The sequence below is a fragment of the Collimonas sp. NPDC087041 genome (assembly GCF_044745265.1).
Lineage (GTDB): Bacteria > Pseudomonadota > Gammaproteobacteria > Burkholderiales > Burkholderiaceae_D > Collimonas.
In genome coordinates, this window is record NZ_JBIUZX010000012.1 from 60993 (window position 1) to 76622 (window position 15630).

Below are 15630 nucleotides of genomic sequence, written 5' to 3' on the forward strand. Positions count from 1 at the left end.
TTCATCATCTCTCTCAGCACTCCCGTTGGAAAGCCCTACAGACTAAAGTTATCTATTGTTACCTTCCATTATTATATGTTTTTGAAAGTTTAATGTTTGTACTTTATTTTCATAAAGCAAGAGAAATGCGGGAGTTATCTGAAAACCCCTTGGTCACCAGCGTTGCGCCGGTATTCATCAGGATTCCAGTACCTGCAGCCGAATGGCTAGCGAGAGAACAAGATCAAAAAAAGCCCGGCACCACAATCGTGGTGCCGGGCATATCACTGGATCAGCGTTGGACTTTACCAGGAGAAGCGCAAACCGACCGTAGCATTGATGCCGTCACGCTTTTGGCCGTCTGCATTGTTCAGCGCAAATTGATAGGTCGCCTTCGAATCAAGTTTTGGGCGGCCGCAGGTGCTTTCATGAGTTCTGTTTAATTTGGCGCGGCGACCAGGACATTGAAGGTATCAGGCAAAAGCGCCGGACGTGGATGAGGATTCGCCGCAGTTGGCGTCGGCGCCGCGCCGAATTTCCCGCTCACCAGATACACCTGATGGTTTTCCGGATTAAGCGCAGCCATGCCTTCCGATTATTTCATCGGCTTCTGCGGTCCCACCCCGTGCACCAGCAGGGCAATCGCATGCCGTGCAATTGCCTCAGCATCAATCGGGTTGCGCTCGGTGCCGAGTTGGCGCGTCATGCTTGTTGCAAGCGGCAGGATCGTCAGCCCGAGCAGCGACAAGAATACCAGCGGCGGCTCCAGATCGGCATTGAGCATCCCTTCGCGCTGCCAGCGTTTGATGCATCGTAACGCCGCCTTCCGATCTTCATCGCCGACACGTTCGCCCATCCGCTGCCTGATCTGGTCGTCATGCGTGATCACTCCGCGCAGCCATAGCGGCGCAAACCACGGATACCTTGTCGCGACATCCATGAAGCGTCGCGCCAGTTCTGTGATGGCGGCCACGGGATCGTCCGGATACTCCTGGAATACGCCGCTTAATGCCGCTTTCACTGGCAAGAAACGCTCTTCAATCAGCACGTCGATCAACTGGTCACGACTGGTGAAGTAGTAATTCACCATCGCCGGCGTCACCTTGGCTTCGCGCGCAATGGAGACCAGCGTCGTATCGAGGATACCTTGCCGCGCAAACAGCACCAGCGCCGTATCGAGCAGGCGGTTGCGCTGTTCAGGCCCGCGCGCACTGCCCGCAGGCCTTCCCGGCCGCCTTGCGGTTGCCGCCGCTACCGTTGCATTCTTCTCAACCTTTGCAGGCACAGTGGTTTTTTTCGTCGCCATGTCGATTCGATTATTTGACTACCCAAGGGATTTCAAATATATTAAACGATCATTTAATTAAATACAATCAGGTTTCCACATCATGAGTACCGATATTTCCGTGCAAATTGAAGGCGCCGGTGCGATAAGCGAACAAGCGCAAAACCGCCCGCCGATCCGCCTCATTTTTTCGGCATTGCTGCTGGTGATGCTGCTGGCAGCGCTCGACCAGACCATCGTGTCGACCGCATTGCCGACGATTGTCAGCGACCTGGGTGGCCTTGAAAGCCTGTCGTGGGTTGTCACCGCCTATCTGCTGGCGTCGACCATCGTCGTGCCGCTCTATGGCAAATTCGGCGACCTGTTCGGCCGCAAGATCGTCTTGCAGGCATCGATCGTGTTGTTCCTGATCGGCTCCGTCCTGTGCGGCGTGGCGCAGAACATGACGCAGCTCGTGATATTGCGCGCGCTGCAGGGATTGGGCGGCGGTGGCCTGATGGTGGTGACGATGGCGGCCATCGGCGACATCATTCCACCCGCCGAGCGCGGCCGCTACCAAGGCATGTTTGGCGGTGTATTCGGACTGGCGACGGTGGTCGGCCCGCTGATCGGCGGCTTTATCGTTGAGCACCTGTCCTGGCGCTGGATCTTCTACATCAACGTCCCGCTCGGCATCGTCGCACTGCTGGTCATCGGCACCGCGTTCAAACCGCGCATCGTGCGTGTGAAACATCAGATCGACTACATGGGCGCGGCATTCCTGGCATCGGCGCTCACCTGCATCATCCTGTTTACCAGCCAAGGCGGCACGATCATGCCATGGTCATCGCCGCAGCTATGGTTCACGCTGGCGCTGGGCATCGTCTCGATAGGCGGCTTCATTTATGAAGAACGCATCGCAGTCGAACCGATCATCCCGCTCGAACTGTTCCGCCAGCGCACCTTCGTGCTGAGCAGCCTGATCGGATTCATCGTCGGCATGTCGCTATTCGGATCGGTAACCTTCCTCCCGCTCTACCTTCAGGTCGTCAAGTATTCGACGCCGTCGGAAGCCGGCATGCAATTGCTGCCGTTAATGGGCGGCTTGCTCGTCACATCGATCATCGGCGGCCAGATCATCAGCAAGATCGGCAAGTACCGCCACTTCCCGATTATCGGCACATTCCTGGCCTGCATCGGCATGTTCCTGCTGGCCTCCGTAGATAACGCAACACCGCTTCACGTGATGTACCTGTACATGGCGCTGCTCGGCGCCGGGCTCGGCATGGTCATGCAAGTACTTGTGCTGGCGGTGCAAAACAGTGTGGAGTTCAAGCACATGGGCGTGGCGACATCCGGTGCGATGATGTTCCGTTCGATTGGCGGCTCAATCGGCGTTGCAGCCTTCGGCGCACTGTTCACGCAGGGATTGCACACCCGGCTTGCCGCACTCATTCCGCCAGGTACGGAACTACCGCAAACATTCGGCCCTTCAACCGTGCATCATTTACCGGCAGCGCTGCGTGACGATTATCTGCAAGCATTTGGCGGCGCACTGAGTTCGGTGTATATCGTCGCGGGTTGCCTGATCGCCCTGGCGTTCGTGCTGGCATGGCTGTTTGAGGATGTGCCGCTACGAAAAAAATGAATTGCATGCTTGGACTTCAAGAATGCGGACTACGTGCCTCTTCGGCAAGACGGTAACTACACTACGCACTGTATTGCGGCCAGAGAAAATCTCAGGCCGTTTCTTCCTGCAATAACGGCTTTCCCTGCGCATCAAGCGTACGCGATCGCCCCTGCGCCTTGGCGCTGTATAGCATCACATCGGCACGCCGCAGCATCGCTTCGAGCGTATCGTCGGCGGAGGTGCGGATGGCAATGCCGGCACTGTAGGTCATCTCATGGCCAAGTTCACGCAACGTCGCTTCGGCAAGATAGGCACGCATACGCTGATCAAATGCCTTTGCCGCGGCGTGATCCGCCTGCTTCAGAAGCACGCAGAACTCCTCGCCGCCGTACCGGCCAACGATATCACCCGAGCGTACTGCCGCCTGCAGCGCCCTGGCGAGAAATTTGAGCGCACGGTCACCGGCCTCATGGCCCCGACTGTCATTGACTCGTTTGAAGTAATCGATATCCAGCATCAGCACAGCGAGCGGCGTGTCATAACGGACGCTGTTTTCCAGTTCGATGTTGGACTGCACCAGCCACGCGCGCCGGTTGAGCACACCGGTCAGATCATCGTACGTCGCCAGGCGATCCAGGGCGCGCGCCGCTTCGTCGCGGTGCGCCAGCAGGATGCCGGTCAGCGACAATACCGCGGTCGCATTGGCAACCAGCGCGAACGCAATATTCACCGGATGCGGCGTGAGGAAAGCCGGGAACTGATCGGTAAAAAATGCCCCGAGCACACCGCGCCAGGCAGTCACCACCATTTGCGCCATCAAGGCGACCACCAGCAGCCAGCGCCATCGGCCGACAGGCAGCAGCGGTTCGCGCCAGAGCGTCGCCGCCACCATGGCCATCTGCAGCGCCAGCAAACCGTTGGCCCAACCTACCCGAAACGCATAACTGGAAAACCCGATGCCATAACCAAGCGTCAGCACCACGGCAATGATCGTTGGCGCCCGCGCCAGCGCCGTCCGGCCGCACCACAAATCGAACGCGGTGGCGTTCAGCGCCAGACCACCGGCGATGCCGGCCATCGATAAAGTAGACAAGGTGCGGTCGGTCCACGAACCGGCTTCGACCAACCCGGAGATCAGCAGCAGCACCCAACCCGCCGCCTGCAAAAAGATGCCCAACTGCGCCCGCCGTGCCGCCATGTTTACCCGCCCCATCACGGAAGGCAGCGCGACGGCCATGGTCAGCATGCTGACAGTCAGTGCAAACAGCAGGGAGGCAACGTCGGTGGGCATGGGTGGGTGCGCAGGCGGCAGGATATCGGCGGGGGTATGGTAAGACGTATTCAGTTTTCTTGCATGCAGGGGAAGCACAAATGTAAAATTGCAAAAGCCTCGGACCAATTAAGGCACGAGGCTTCCAACGGATTCATATTTTCTGGGCACGCTGCCCCGAAAAACGACGAGCGATTTTGCTACATAACGCAAATCATCTCTTTTGCACTGTCCATTTTCCCTCGGGCGTTTTGCAAACCGGCATCGACAAAGTCTGATCCTGTCCTTTTGCATGCAGCACAATATGCAGTCTGCGGCAAATATTGGCATCTGTCTTGACGGTGTCCGTCGCACTCAACTCAGCCTCAATGCTCACCGAATTGCCCAGACTTTTATTGGACCATTGCTGCGTCTCGCCATCCGCTTTTTCCGTCAGAACGCTATCGGCAGCTGCAATGAGCGATGTCTTGTCTTTCGGTTTCAGATAGGTGATCGGCGTGTCACTCAAAAATCGCAGGTTAGCCGCCTGAGAGGCGCCAATTAAGCCAACAACTAAAACGGCACTCACTAAAAATGACATTGACTTACGCATTTTTATCTCTCCATATAGCATATTTGACAATGAATTATCACACATATTTCATCGCAGCAACTGCAATCAAACTTCTGCCTCGGTCGCAGCAATAGCCATTTGATGCAGCGGACGTGCCGCCCTTCAATTGCGGCGCTAAATATTCACCTTACTATTCACCTGGCACCCGCCGGGAACATTTCCGTTTTCGTCGGCGGCTACGTGCGCTTCAATGCGAAGAACTCAACGCGTCCGGCAGATTCGGGCGAGGCATTATCTTGCAGATAATTTCCTGCCTTGAAGTAGACCTTCTCACCATTCCAAGTGGAGTCGTACTCAAAGGACATTGAGGCGCCGTTGACCGTTACATTAACGACATGATCGGATTGAGAGATGATGTAAGAGAAGCGCTCGTGCAGAGGAATGCCTTTGAGTAGCGTAAATCTCTCCTCTGTTGCGCTCGTGTTTCGCTTTACCCCAACAACAATATTCCCTTTCGACCAGCGGATCTTGAGCGCCTCAGTATTCCCGTGGGTACCGTGGATTTGTCCGACGATGAGGTTCCCCGTGCTCGGTTGCTGATCGACCGCCAGTGTCGCAGAGAGTACATGTTGTCCTGTGAATTCCCATTCATTGTTGTCGCGTAATTCCGTTCTCGGATAATGCGAACCTCTGGTAGTTGCGCCGCCAGATGTGCAATAGAAAACCATCGCTCCGTTATCTGCGTTCAGAAAAAAATACGGCGACGCATATTCGTTGAGTTGCTTCCCCCGTATTTCCTCAATGCTGTCGCGCTTTGCAATTGGAAGCTGCAACGTATAGCCGCTCAAATCAAAACGTTTTCCGGGTGGATCCAGTACTGGTTGCTCCTGGGCGAACGCCGGGAGCAATGCCGTACCGAGCAAAACGGTGGCAAAGGCGTGGACAACAAATTTCCGCGACTTTTTATTCATATGGATCCTATTGTCCTATTGAATTGAGCATGCTGAAAGAGGTTGGCCTCAGTCCGTTCAACGCGCATCAACGGCGTCGTGGTCTTGGGCACGCCATTCGCGGCGCAAGTGCGCCATCCGGTTGAAGGCCGTCCTCGCCAACTTCCACCAGGCGAACGGACGCGGATCGGCCAGCATGCTGAGTGCCCTGGAATAATCCAGCGTCAGCCCGGGCGTCCACGCCATCGTCACCGCGCGCTTCCGAATCTGCGCGGCGACCCACAACTCCGGCGTCGCCAGGATGCGGAAGAACACCCGCCAGCCGGCGCGATTACCGTACAGCCGGCCAACGGCGCCGTCGATGGCGGCTTCCAGCGCCTGGGCTACGGTGCTGGAGCAATTGCGATGCGTCAGGTTATAGGTAGCATCGCTCCGATAACGCAGCCAAAACGACTGCAGCCGGCGCGGGTCGTAATTGCGGATGCGCACCTGGACAGTTGATGGACACCATGCCTTTGATTCTGTCGCATAGTCCGGCTGGAACACCCCGGGCACATCGTTCTCTCGGGTGGCGCGCAGCAGACGCCCGAAATCATCCGGCGACCGGTCGATCTCTACTCCCGGGTACAGGCTGATGTAAATCCCCTCCGGCGATTCCAATGCTGCATGCCCGGTGGAGATCACGCCGTTGACATCGACCGCTGCGATATAGCGGTCGACAATCGGATAATTCTGGGTCGGCGATTTGGCGGAGCCTGTAGGCGTCCAGATATGCACAGTCAGCGCCTGTTCGTGGTCCGCAGGCGGACCCTCCCACTCCACTTGTGTGAACCCAGAAACCACCGCTTCATCCGGCTGCACGGCCGGGTGCGCCGATTCCGACAGGGCTGGATTGCCGTTCATGCGACGCACGCGGGCTGCCAGCCCAATCATGTTGGCGCCGCCGAACATCAGGAACAGGCCCAGGCAATACGGCAGCGTTCCCACGTAATGTGTCGGGTAGGGTTGATAAAAAAAGATCGCCAGCAAAATCTCGGCGACTCCCCAGGAGAACGCTACGCGCCAGCGACGATAGCGGACCATGTAGGCAGAGATGCACTGGATGAGGCCATCGGTCAGGAACAGCGTGCCGAAGATCATCGACAGCAAGAAATTGCCATGGTGATGGCCCGCGAAAATGAGTATCGCCGCCAGCACCACGGCACTGCCTTTCACATAGCGCAGGATGCGCTGGCCGCCGACGCCAGTCCACGCCACGGCCAGCGTTGCCAGACCTTCGATCAGGAACAGATAGGCAAAGAAATTGATCGGGAAGTACAACGCACTATCGAGAGCATCAATAAAGACGACCAGGCCGGCAACCAGCCATGTCAATCCGATGACGACGATGCTGCGCCAACGCTTGCGCAGATACTCGACTCCCAATAACAGCAACACCAACCGGATCATGAATGCTCCTCCTGCTTTTGCCTGCGGCGGCAATGCTGATTGACTCGCTCGCTGCCATTATGGTTAGTGCGCAGCGTAATCGCAACAGCGGACGAAATCACTTTGCGCCGCCTGATGGTTACCCAAGGAAAACCAGGGATTTGATCATATCAGAGAATTTCTGTGCCTCGGACTGGCATAAAAATTACTCAGTGGAGCAACAGGAGATTTCATCCATCTAAACAAAATGAGGTAACGGGCTTGCCGAAAATGCGTGCCGACCACCGCTCCAGAGGCCGGCACGTACGATTTCATATGGTCCCTTGCAAGCGGTGCTTGCACACACTTCCATGTTTTACCTTGCTTGCAGTTCTTGCAAGATTTTGCGATCACGCCATGTGTTGACGGAACCAGTCAGCAGCATGGCCGGCGGCGCGGTCTACTGCATCGGGCTCGTCATAATATTGGAAGTGATTGGTGCCGTTCTCCCAGATCAGTTTTTTGTCTGTTGTTGGAATCGACTCGTAGTGCCGTTTTGCCGCGGCCGGGTTCATGCAGGTGTCGGAATGAATAATCAGCGCAGGCTTCTTGAGCGTCGAGACGCCGGGAACAGTGGTGTACGAGAAATGATCGAGATCGCTCATGATGGCATAGCGATTCTCCCAGCCTTTGAGGGTCCAGGGGCCATACCAGCTCCAGACGAGCGGTCCGGGAAGGCCGGCATCCGAACCAGTCTTCGGATTACCGAGATCGGGCGAAACAATCGGTTTGTAGACGACCTCGCCGGTCGCCTCATAGCGCAGCTTGGCATCGCGCGCGCGTTCAAGCCGGGCAGCCAACAGCGTTTCCAGTTGTTCGGTTGAGGGCGCCGTTGCGGCGTCAAAAGGGTTTTCGCTAACCCCTGCCGCAATCATGAACAGGTCTGTCTCTCGATCACGATAATAGCCAGTCACGGCCGTCACTGCTTTCACCCGGTCATCGTAAGAGGCAATATCAAGCATCTCCGGACCGCCCTGGCATATGCCGAGCAAGAAAACCTGCGTCGAATCGACATCCGGACGCGTCAGCATGTAGTCGAGTGCAGATACCACATCCTCATTCTTCATCTTGGGATTTTCCAGGCGGCGCGGCATGCCGCTGCTCTCGCCGACCGTACGCGGATCAAAAGCGAGTGTCACGAAGCCCTCGTCCGCAAGCCGGGTGGCGTAATGGGTAGGAGCCTGCTCTTTCTGGAAAGAATAAGGTCCGAGCACGACAATCGTCGGAAACGGCCCCTCTCCTTTGGGGCGATACAGGACACCAACAACAGTTTCGCCATGCGAAGGGAAACTTACTTTTTCAGGGGTGTAGTTACCGTGTTTAGCCAAGATGGTTCTCCTTTTGATCTTGCTCAAATTCTATGGGACGATCATTATTGATACAATCTCGCCAAACTTTATACTCAGATGAATGAATTTCACCAATTGAAGGGTCACGATCTTTTCGCGATGACCGTGTTCCTGTCTGCAGCAAGGAACCGCAGCTTTCGCGCAACGGCGATCGAATTTGACGTGACGCCCTCGGCGATCAGCCATTCAATCAGAAACCTGGAAGAACGCATTGGCGTACGCCTGTTCAATCGGACTACCCGCAGCATTGCACTGACGGATGCGGGCGAACGGCTTGCCGCCAAACTACGCCATGCAATTGCGTCTGTCGCGGACGCAATGCACGAAGTCGAAGACTTGCGGAATACGCCCAGCGGAACCGTGCGAATCAACGCCAGCGATGTAGCGATACGCATGATCCTGCGGCCGATACTCGCACGCTTCCTGCGCGAGTATCCGCTGGTGCGGCTCGACATCGTGACCGACGGCAGGCTCAGCGACATCGTCGCCGAAGGCTTCGACGCCGGCATTCGGTTGGCAGACGCGGTCCCGCAAGACATGGTCGCGGTACACCTGACGGAAACCGTAAGCTTCGCCGCAGTGGCATCCCCTGGCTATCTTGCCGCGCACGGCCGGCCGCAGGTTCCTCAGGATTTATATCGGCACGATTGCATTTGCTTTCGCTTTGAGAGCGGCTTGATCTACCGCTGGGAGTTCGAGCGTCATGGCATCGTCGAAACAATCGACGTCAAAGGACCGCTCACCCTGACCGATCAGATTTTAATGGTGGACGCCGCCATTGATGGTATCGGGATCGCGTTTGTGCCCGACTTCCTGGTTGCCGATTCGCTCCAGAATGGCGCCCTCGAACGTGTCCTCGTCGATTGGTGTCCAGCATTTGCCGGCGTCTGTCTCTACTACCCCGGTCATCGTCACGTTTCAGCGGGCCTGCGGGCACTCATCAATGCCATAAAACATTGACATTCGCGCAGCGCGTCACTCGCAAATCCCTCCAAATGCAGCTCAGCACGTCGGCAGCGTTGTTTTTTGGCACTATCCCAACCCATTATGTGTAATAACGCGAATTCCACGACCTCGCAGCGCAATCCAGTCAAGACGATTTAATTGGGCGTGTTACCTTGACTGACGCGGATATTCTTCTATTTCCGCTTTTTACAATCAGCAAGCTCAAGACCGGGACCAGGAGGACCGATATGTTCAGTGCACCTGATCCAAACCAGAATCATCTCCTGGCAGCATTGCTTGACACCGAATTCGATCGCCTGGCGCCACATTTGGAGTTAATCCCGATGCAGCTGGGCGATCTGCTCTACGATTCCGGCGGCAAGCTGCAGCATGTCTATTTTCCGACCACATCGATTGTCTCGCTGCAATATCTGCTGGAAAACGGCGGCTCTTCCGAAATTGCCGGTGTCGGCAATGAAGGGATATTAGGCATTTCCATTTTCATGGGCGGCGATACCACGCCCAGCCGTGCCGTGGTGCAGACCGGTGGCCATGGTTATCGGCTCAAATCGCACATATTGATTGAAGAATTCAATCGTGGAGGGCCGGTGATGCGCCTGCTGCTGCGCTACACCCAAGCTCTGCTGACACAAACGAGCCAGACTGCCGTGTGCAATCGCCATCACTCGCTAGATCAGCAATTGTGCCGCTGGCTCCTGCTGACACTGGATCGCCTTCCCACGAATGAATTGACGATGACGCAGGAATTGATCGCCAACATGCTGGGAGTGCGGCGCGAAGGAGTCACCGAGGCGGCCGGCAAGTTGCAAAGCCTCGGTTTTATCCGATATCGGCGCGGCCACATCACCGTGCTGAACCGGGCTGGCCTCACCAGCAACGTTTGCGAATGCTATGACGTGGTCAAGAAGGAATTTGCGCGACTGCTGTCTGATGTGCGTCAGCGTCAGGGCAAGCCGGCGCCAATTCGCCCGGACTGACAGGATTCACCATTACCTTGTTTGAGCCGAGGCTAGCGCTCAATTGTAAGTCCATCAGAATCTGAATTTATGCCCACCATAGAAGAACCGTCTGCCAACCAGGCACAGCAAACCGTACAGCAGCCATTGCTGAAGGCGGGGGCCTTGCAAGACGCCATTTTCAACAGCGCCAATTTCTCTTGCATCGCCACCGACGCCCAAGGCGTGATTCAGATTTTTAATGTCGGCGCTGAGCGCATGCTCGGTTACAAAGCGAGAGATGTCGTCGACAAGATCACGCCTGCCGGGATTTCGGATGCGCAAGAATTGATTGCCCGCGCCGCTTCCCTGAGCCTGGAACTGGATACCCCGATCACCCCGGGATTTGAAGCGCTAGTGTTCAAAGCCTCGCGCGGCATTGAGGATATCTATGAACTGACCTATATCCGCAAGGATGGCAGTCGATTCCCGGCGATGGTGTCGGTCACCGCACTGCGCGATGCGCAAGAAAAGGTCATCGGCTACCTCTTGATCGGCACCGACAACACGGCGCGTAAACGGGTCGAAGCGGAGCAGGCACTGCTCGATCAACGGCTGCGCGACCAGCAGTTCTACACGCGTTCATTGATCGAATCGAATATCGACGCCTTGATGACCACCGATCCGCGCGGCATCATCAGCGACGTCAACCAGCAGATGGAAGCGCTGACCGGCTGCACGCGCGATGAATTGATCGGCGCACCGTTCAAAAATTACTTCACCGATCCGCAACGTGCCGAGGCAGCGATCACGCGCGTGCTGCGCGAAGGCAAGGTCACCAATTATGAATTGACCGCGCACGCCAGAGACGGCACCGAAACCGTAGTCTCCTACAACGCCACCACTTTCCATAACCGCGACAACAAGTTGCAGGGCGTGTTCGCCGCCGCCCGCGACGTCACCGATCGCAAGCAATTCGAACGTAAGGTGCAAGAAAATAACGTCGAACTGGAAAACGCCAAGGCCGCTGCGGAAAAGGCTAATTTGGCAAAATCGGAGTTCCTGTCCAGCATGAGCCATGAGTTGCGCACGCCACTCAATGCCGTGCTCGGATTCGCGCAGCTGATGGCATCCGATGTACCGCCGCCCTCGTCCGCACAGAAGCTGTCGATTGACCAGATACTGCAAGCCGGATGGTATCTGCTGCGACTGATCAATGAAATCCTCGATCTGGCGATGATCGAGTCCGGCAAAGTGACGTTGTCGCAAGAATCGATGTCGCTCACCGAGGTCATACAGGATTGCCAGGCCATGATTGAACCGCAGGCACAAAAGCGCGGCGTGCAAATGACTTTCCCGCTTCTTGACGATCTCTTCTATGTGCATGCCGATCGGACCAGGGTCAAGCAAGTGATGGTCAACCTGTTGTCGAATGCGATTAAATACAACCGGGTCGCCGGCACGGTCGTTGTCAAATGCGTGATGCGCGGCGCAGATCGGGTCCGCGTCAGCGTCACTGATACCGGGGCCGGCTTGACGCAGGAACAGTTAGCGCAATTGTTCCAGCCGTTCAATCGGCTCGGGCAAGAGGGCAGTATCGAAGAAGGCACGGGCATCGGCCTGGTGGTCACCAAGCAACTGGTCGAATTGATGGGCGGCGTCCTCGGCGTCGAGAGCAGCGTCGGCGCCGGCAGTGTATTTTGGGTCGAGTTACCTTCATCGAGCATGCCGGAACTGGCGCTTGACAGCATCGACGCGCACAAATTGGCGAAACGGAGTCATGCGGTGGCACACGCATCTAGCTCGCGTCACACATTGCTCTATGTCGAAGATAATCCAGCCAATCTGGTCCTGGTCGAGCAATTGATTGCGCGGCGCGGCGATATAAAGCTGCTGACAGCGATCAATGGCCATCTCGGCATCCAGATGGCCCGGGAACATCACCCGGACGTGATTTTGATGGATATCAATTTACCCGGCATCAGTGGTTATGGCGCGTTGAAAATTTTGCTCGAAGATGCGGCAACAGCGCACATCCCGATCATGGCGCTCTCGGCCAACGCCGTCCCGCGCGATATCCAGAAAGGCATTGACGCCGGCTTCTTCCGCTATTTGACCAAGCCCATTGAGGTCATGGAATTCATGGATGCCCTCGACGTTGCACTGCGCCATGCAGAACAAAATGGTTTGTCGAATCGCGTCTAGGCAGTGACGAAATGCCGTATGGTTTATTAGTAGGTGAATGATTTTTTTGGGAATACTGCAATGCTTGAAGCATCCGAAATTCTGAATGCCAGCATCTTGATCGTCGATGATCAGGAAGCTAATGTCCTGCTGTTGGAAAGAATGCTGCGCAATGCCGGTTACCAACACATCACGTCGACAATGGACCCGCGTACCGTCTGCCCCTTGCACCTGGCGCATCGCTACGACCTGATTCTGCTCGATCTGCAAATGCCGGAGATGGATGGATTCCAGGTCATGGAAGAGTTGAAGGGAATCGAAAGGACAGGATATTTACCCGTGCTGGTCATCACCGCGCAACCCGACCACAAACTGCGCGCGCTACAAGCCGGCGCTAAAGATTTTGTCAGCAAACCATTCGACTTGATTGAAGTGCAGACGCGCATCCACAACATGCTGGAAGTCCGGCTGCTGTATCAGAAACTGGATAATTACAACAAGATACTGGAACAGACCGTGCAGGAACGCACGGCCGAACTGCGCGAGAGCGAGTCGCGCTTCAAGAGCTTGACGGAACTGTCGTCGGACTGGTATTGGGAACAGGATGCGCAAGGAAAATTCACCAAAGTCTCCGGCCCGGTCTTTGAGATGCTCGGCATCGACGCCAACCACACCTCCAGCGCCAGCAGTGTTGCGGATACAGGGCAATGGAATGAGGCCGAGCGCAAACAATTGAACGACAACATTGCCAATCGTCGCCCCTTCCTCGACTTTGTCTACAGTCGCAGCAAAGCCGATGGTACTACGCAATATCTTCAGGTCAGCGGAGAGCCGATGCTCAATTCGGCCAGCCTTTTTATCGGTTACCGCGGAATCGGCATGGACATCACCGACCGCATGCCTCGTGATACGGAAGAAAAGCATTTGCACAGTGATGCGGATAAAAACGAAGGCGGCACGGATTAATCGGAATGTAGCGGCTACGCCGGATGACGTAGCCGGATTTGCAGTTTGCCGCTTGCGTTCGCGTCAATCGGTTACGATCGACTAAGAATACGCGCTAGCAGCCACGGTTAAAGTTAAAGTGCCTCCCATTCGTCGTTTGCGATAATTTTTTTATGCGCGTTGTTGCTGGCGACAATGCCGATGCGGCGCTGATTTTCTGCCTGGGTGAACGCTTTACGCTGTTGGTTGGCCGTCGACATGGCAACCATCTCGAACTTGTCATTGAGCTTGAACACCCTGACCACGTGCGCCAGATTGTCAGCCTGCTCTTGCAATGACACGGTCGCAGCGGCCGCTTCCTCCACCAATGCTGCATTCTGTTGCGTCACCGTGTCCATCTCGCCAATGGCTTGATTGATCTGTTCGATGCCGGCCTCCTGCTCGCGGCTGGCCGAGGTGATCTCGCCCATGATGTCGGTGACCCGCTTGACGCTGGCGACGATCTCGCTCATGGTGCTGCCGGCCTGATTGACCAGCTCGCTGCCTACATCGACCTTCTCGACCGAATCGCCAATCAGCTGCTTGATTTCTTTAGCCGCGCCAGCAGAACGCTGCGCCAGGTTGCGCACTTCTGTCGCCACCACAGCAAAGCCACGCCCCTGCTCACCCGCACGCGCCGCTTCCACCGCCGCATTCAGCGCAAGGATATTGGTTTGAAAAGCGATGCCATCGATGACACCGATGATGTCGACGATCTTGCGCGACGAATCCTTGATCGAACCCATGGTATCAACTACCCGAGACACGACCTCGCCGCCCTTGACGGCGACGTCCGATGCCGATATCGCCAGGCGGTTGGCTTGATGCGCGTTATCTGCATTTTGCTTGACGATAGAAGTCATTTCCTCCATCGAAGAAGCGGTTTCCTCCAGCGAACTTGCCTGCTGCTCGGTGCGCGAAGAAAGATCCTGGTTGCCACTGGCGATCTGCCCCGATGCAGTAGCGATGGTGTCGGTGCCGTTGCGCACCTGGCTGATGATGTTTTCCAGGCTGCCGTTCATATCTTTCAGCGCCGCCATCAATTGCCCGGTTTCATCGGTCGAGTTGACGACAATGGTACTGGTAAGATCGCCGTCCGCGACCTTGCGTGCAATGGCGACGGCCCTACTCAACGGCCGCGTGATACTGCGCGTCACCAACACGCCGACGAATATGCCAATCAGCGTGGCCGCAATCGACAGCGCCAGCACGCCCATGCGCGTTTCCCTGGCTTGCAATTCAGACGCTTTGCCGGATTCCTCCATCAAACCAGATTGAAAACTGACCAGTTTGTCGAGCGTATCCTGATAGCTCCGCTGCTCTGGACGCAATTCTCCGAACAGCACGCTCTTTGCTTCCGCGATCTTGTCGTCCTTCACAAGCTTGAGGAAGGTCGTTCGCGTGGCGATGAATTTTTGCCTGATTTCCATGAGCTCCTTGAGAAGTTCGCGGCCCCTCGGGGTAGTAATGGTTTTATCCAGCTTCTCAATGGACTCACTGATGACTTTGGAGTTTTTCTCGATACTTGCAAACTCGCTATCCCGGCTATCGACATCCGTCATTAAAAGGACATTGCGCAGGGAGCGCGCGGTTTCATTCAGCTCATCCTTGATCGTGTGGGCGAGAACCGTTTTGGGATAACGGTCGGCATTCGTCAGATTGATGTTGTCACTCAATCCTCCGACACGAACATAAGCAAGGGTCGCAATCACTAACAGCAATGTGATGACTGCACTAAAACTCAGGAATAACTTCTGGCCAATTTTCAGGTTTCTCAGTTTCATTTTTATTTTCCTTGGTATATGAAGTGATTACATGAGCTGGCATTTCGATGGTGCCGCTCTAGTGGACGACATCCGTTGATCAATGTCATCAGATACGGAAAGCGATCAACCAAAGCGGCGATCTGCCAGACTCCTTTATCGATACAAAAAGATCTCGAACCGATGCACTCCAGGCAAACGCAATCCCCAGGCGAACTATCAATTCATAGCGCCTGGTGCAAATACTTTGTCGGGCCTGCATCTTTGAATGGAACTGGATACGCGTTATCCACGTACTCATGTCCCACGAATGCATTAACGGCAACATTTGTAAAA

The 15630-nt window shown here is 55.8% G+C and carries 15 protein-coding genes; 7 read left to right on the forward strand and 8 right to left on the reverse strand.

Translation table 11 applies throughout. The features are described 5' to 3' along the window. Positions 1–92 precede the first annotated feature (92 nt). Positions 93–422 (forward strand): hypothetical protein, encoded by a 330-nt coding sequence (locus ACIPF8_RS19950; protein WP_400424316.1) that lies wholly within the window; start codon positions 93–95, stop codon positions 420–422. On the opposite strand, the gene ACIPF8_RS19955 is transcribed toward ACIPF8_RS19950, so the two are convergent. Together ACIPF8_RS19955 and ACIPF8_RS19960 are read right to left on the reverse strand one after the other, a co-directional pair. After that, positions 419–565, reverse strand: a complete 147-nt coding sequence (locus tag ACIPF8_RS19955) for a hypothetical protein (RefSeq protein ID WP_400424318.1) — start codon at positions 563–565, stop codon at positions 419–421. The genes ACIPF8_RS19950 and ACIPF8_RS19955 overlap by 4 nt on opposite strands. A gap of 9 nt (positions 566–574) precedes the next feature. After that, entirely contained in the window at positions 575–1285 is a 711-nt protein-coding gene (locus ACIPF8_RS19960; RefSeq protein WP_400424321.1) for a TetR/AcrR family transcriptional regulator, read from the reverse strand. Positions 1286–1367: 82 nt separating this feature from the next. Between ACIPF8_RS19960 and ACIPF8_RS19965 the strand changes: the two genes are divergently transcribed. After that, entirely contained in the window at positions 1368–2891 is a 1524-nt protein-coding gene (locus ACIPF8_RS19965; RefSeq protein ID WP_400424324.1) for an MDR family MFS transporter, read from the forward strand. A 91-nt stretch (positions 2892–2982) separates the two neighbouring features. Here ACIPF8_RS19965 and ACIPF8_RS19970 read toward each other — a convergent pair whose 3' ends face one another. The 4 genes from ACIPF8_RS19970 to ACIPF8_RS19985 form a co-directional block, all read right to left on the reverse strand. Beyond that, the gene (locus tag ACIPF8_RS19970; RefSeq protein WP_400424327.1) at positions 2983–4164 is read right to left on the reverse strand and encodes a GGDEF domain-containing protein; all 1182 of its coding nucleotides are present in this window, start codon (positions 4162–4164) and stop codon (positions 2983–2985) included. Positions 4165–4357: 193 nt separating this feature from the next. Further along, positions 4358–4735 (reverse strand): hypothetical protein, encoded by a 378-nt coding sequence (locus ACIPF8_RS19975; RefSeq protein WP_400424330.1) that lies wholly within the window; start codon positions 4733–4735, stop codon positions 4358–4360. 197 nt (positions 4736–4932) lie between these two features. Continuing rightward, a complete protein-coding gene (locus ACIPF8_RS19980) occupies positions 4933–5667 on the reverse strand; it encodes a polysaccharide lyase family 7 protein (protein ID WP_400424333.1) in 735 nt (244 codons plus the stop codon). Between the two features lie 57 nt (positions 5668–5724). Further along, positions 5725–7095 (reverse strand): HdeD family acid-resistance protein, encoded by a 1371-nt coding sequence (locus ACIPF8_RS19985; RefSeq protein WP_400424336.1) that lies wholly within the window; start codon positions 7093–7095, stop codon positions 5725–5727. A 2-nt stretch (positions 7096–7097) separates the two neighbouring features. Here ACIPF8_RS19985 and ACIPF8_RS19990 point away from each other — a divergent pair, with 2 nt between their 5' ends. Then, a complete protein-coding gene (locus ACIPF8_RS19990) occupies positions 7098–7316 on the forward strand; it encodes a hypothetical protein (protein ID WP_400424338.1) in 219 nt (72 codons plus the stop codon). A 147-nt stretch (positions 7317–7463) separates the two neighbouring features. On the opposite strand, the gene ACIPF8_RS19995 is transcribed toward ACIPF8_RS19990, so the two are convergent. Continuing rightward, a complete protein-coding gene (locus ACIPF8_RS19995; protein WP_400424341.1) occupies positions 7464–8441 on the reverse strand; it encodes an alpha/beta hydrolase in 978 nt (325 codons plus the stop codon). Positions 8442–8519: 78 nt separating this feature from the next. Here ACIPF8_RS19995 and ACIPF8_RS20000 point away from each other — a divergent pair, with 78 nt between their 5' ends. The 4 genes from ACIPF8_RS20000 (at position 8520) to ACIPF8_RS20015 (ending at position 13513) form a co-directional block, all read left to right on the forward strand. Beyond that, positions 8520–9422: a LysR family transcriptional regulator gene (locus ACIPF8_RS20000; protein WP_400424343.1), complete on the forward strand. Its 903-nt coding sequence runs from the start codon at positions 8520–8522 to the stop codon at positions 9420–9422. 233 nt (positions 9423–9655) lie between these two features. Continuing rightward, positions 9656–10405 (forward strand): Crp/Fnr family transcriptional regulator, encoded by a 750-nt coding sequence (locus ACIPF8_RS20005; RefSeq protein WP_400424346.1) that lies wholly within the window; start codon positions 9656–9658, stop codon positions 10403–10405. A gap of 69 nt (positions 10406–10474) precedes the next feature. Continuing rightward, positions 10475–12568, forward strand: a complete 2094-nt coding sequence (locus tag ACIPF8_RS20010) for a PAS domain S-box protein (RefSeq protein ID WP_400424348.1) — start codon at positions 10475–10477, stop codon at positions 12566–12568. Positions 12569–12628: 60 nt separating this feature from the next. After that, positions 12629–13513 carry a response regulator gene (locus ACIPF8_RS20015; RefSeq protein WP_400424351.1) on the forward strand — a complete coding sequence of 295 codons (885 nt, stop codon included), beginning with the start codon at positions 12629–12631 and terminating at the stop codon, positions 13511–13513. 113 nt (positions 13514–13626) lie between these two features. Here ACIPF8_RS20015 and ACIPF8_RS20020 read toward each other — a convergent pair whose 3' ends face one another. Beyond that, on the reverse strand, positions 13627–15315 hold the full coding sequence (locus ACIPF8_RS20020) for a methyl-accepting chemotaxis protein (protein ID WP_400424353.1): 1689 nt from the start codon (positions 15313–15315) through the stop codon (positions 13627–13629). Positions 15316–15630: the final 315 nt, after the last annotated feature.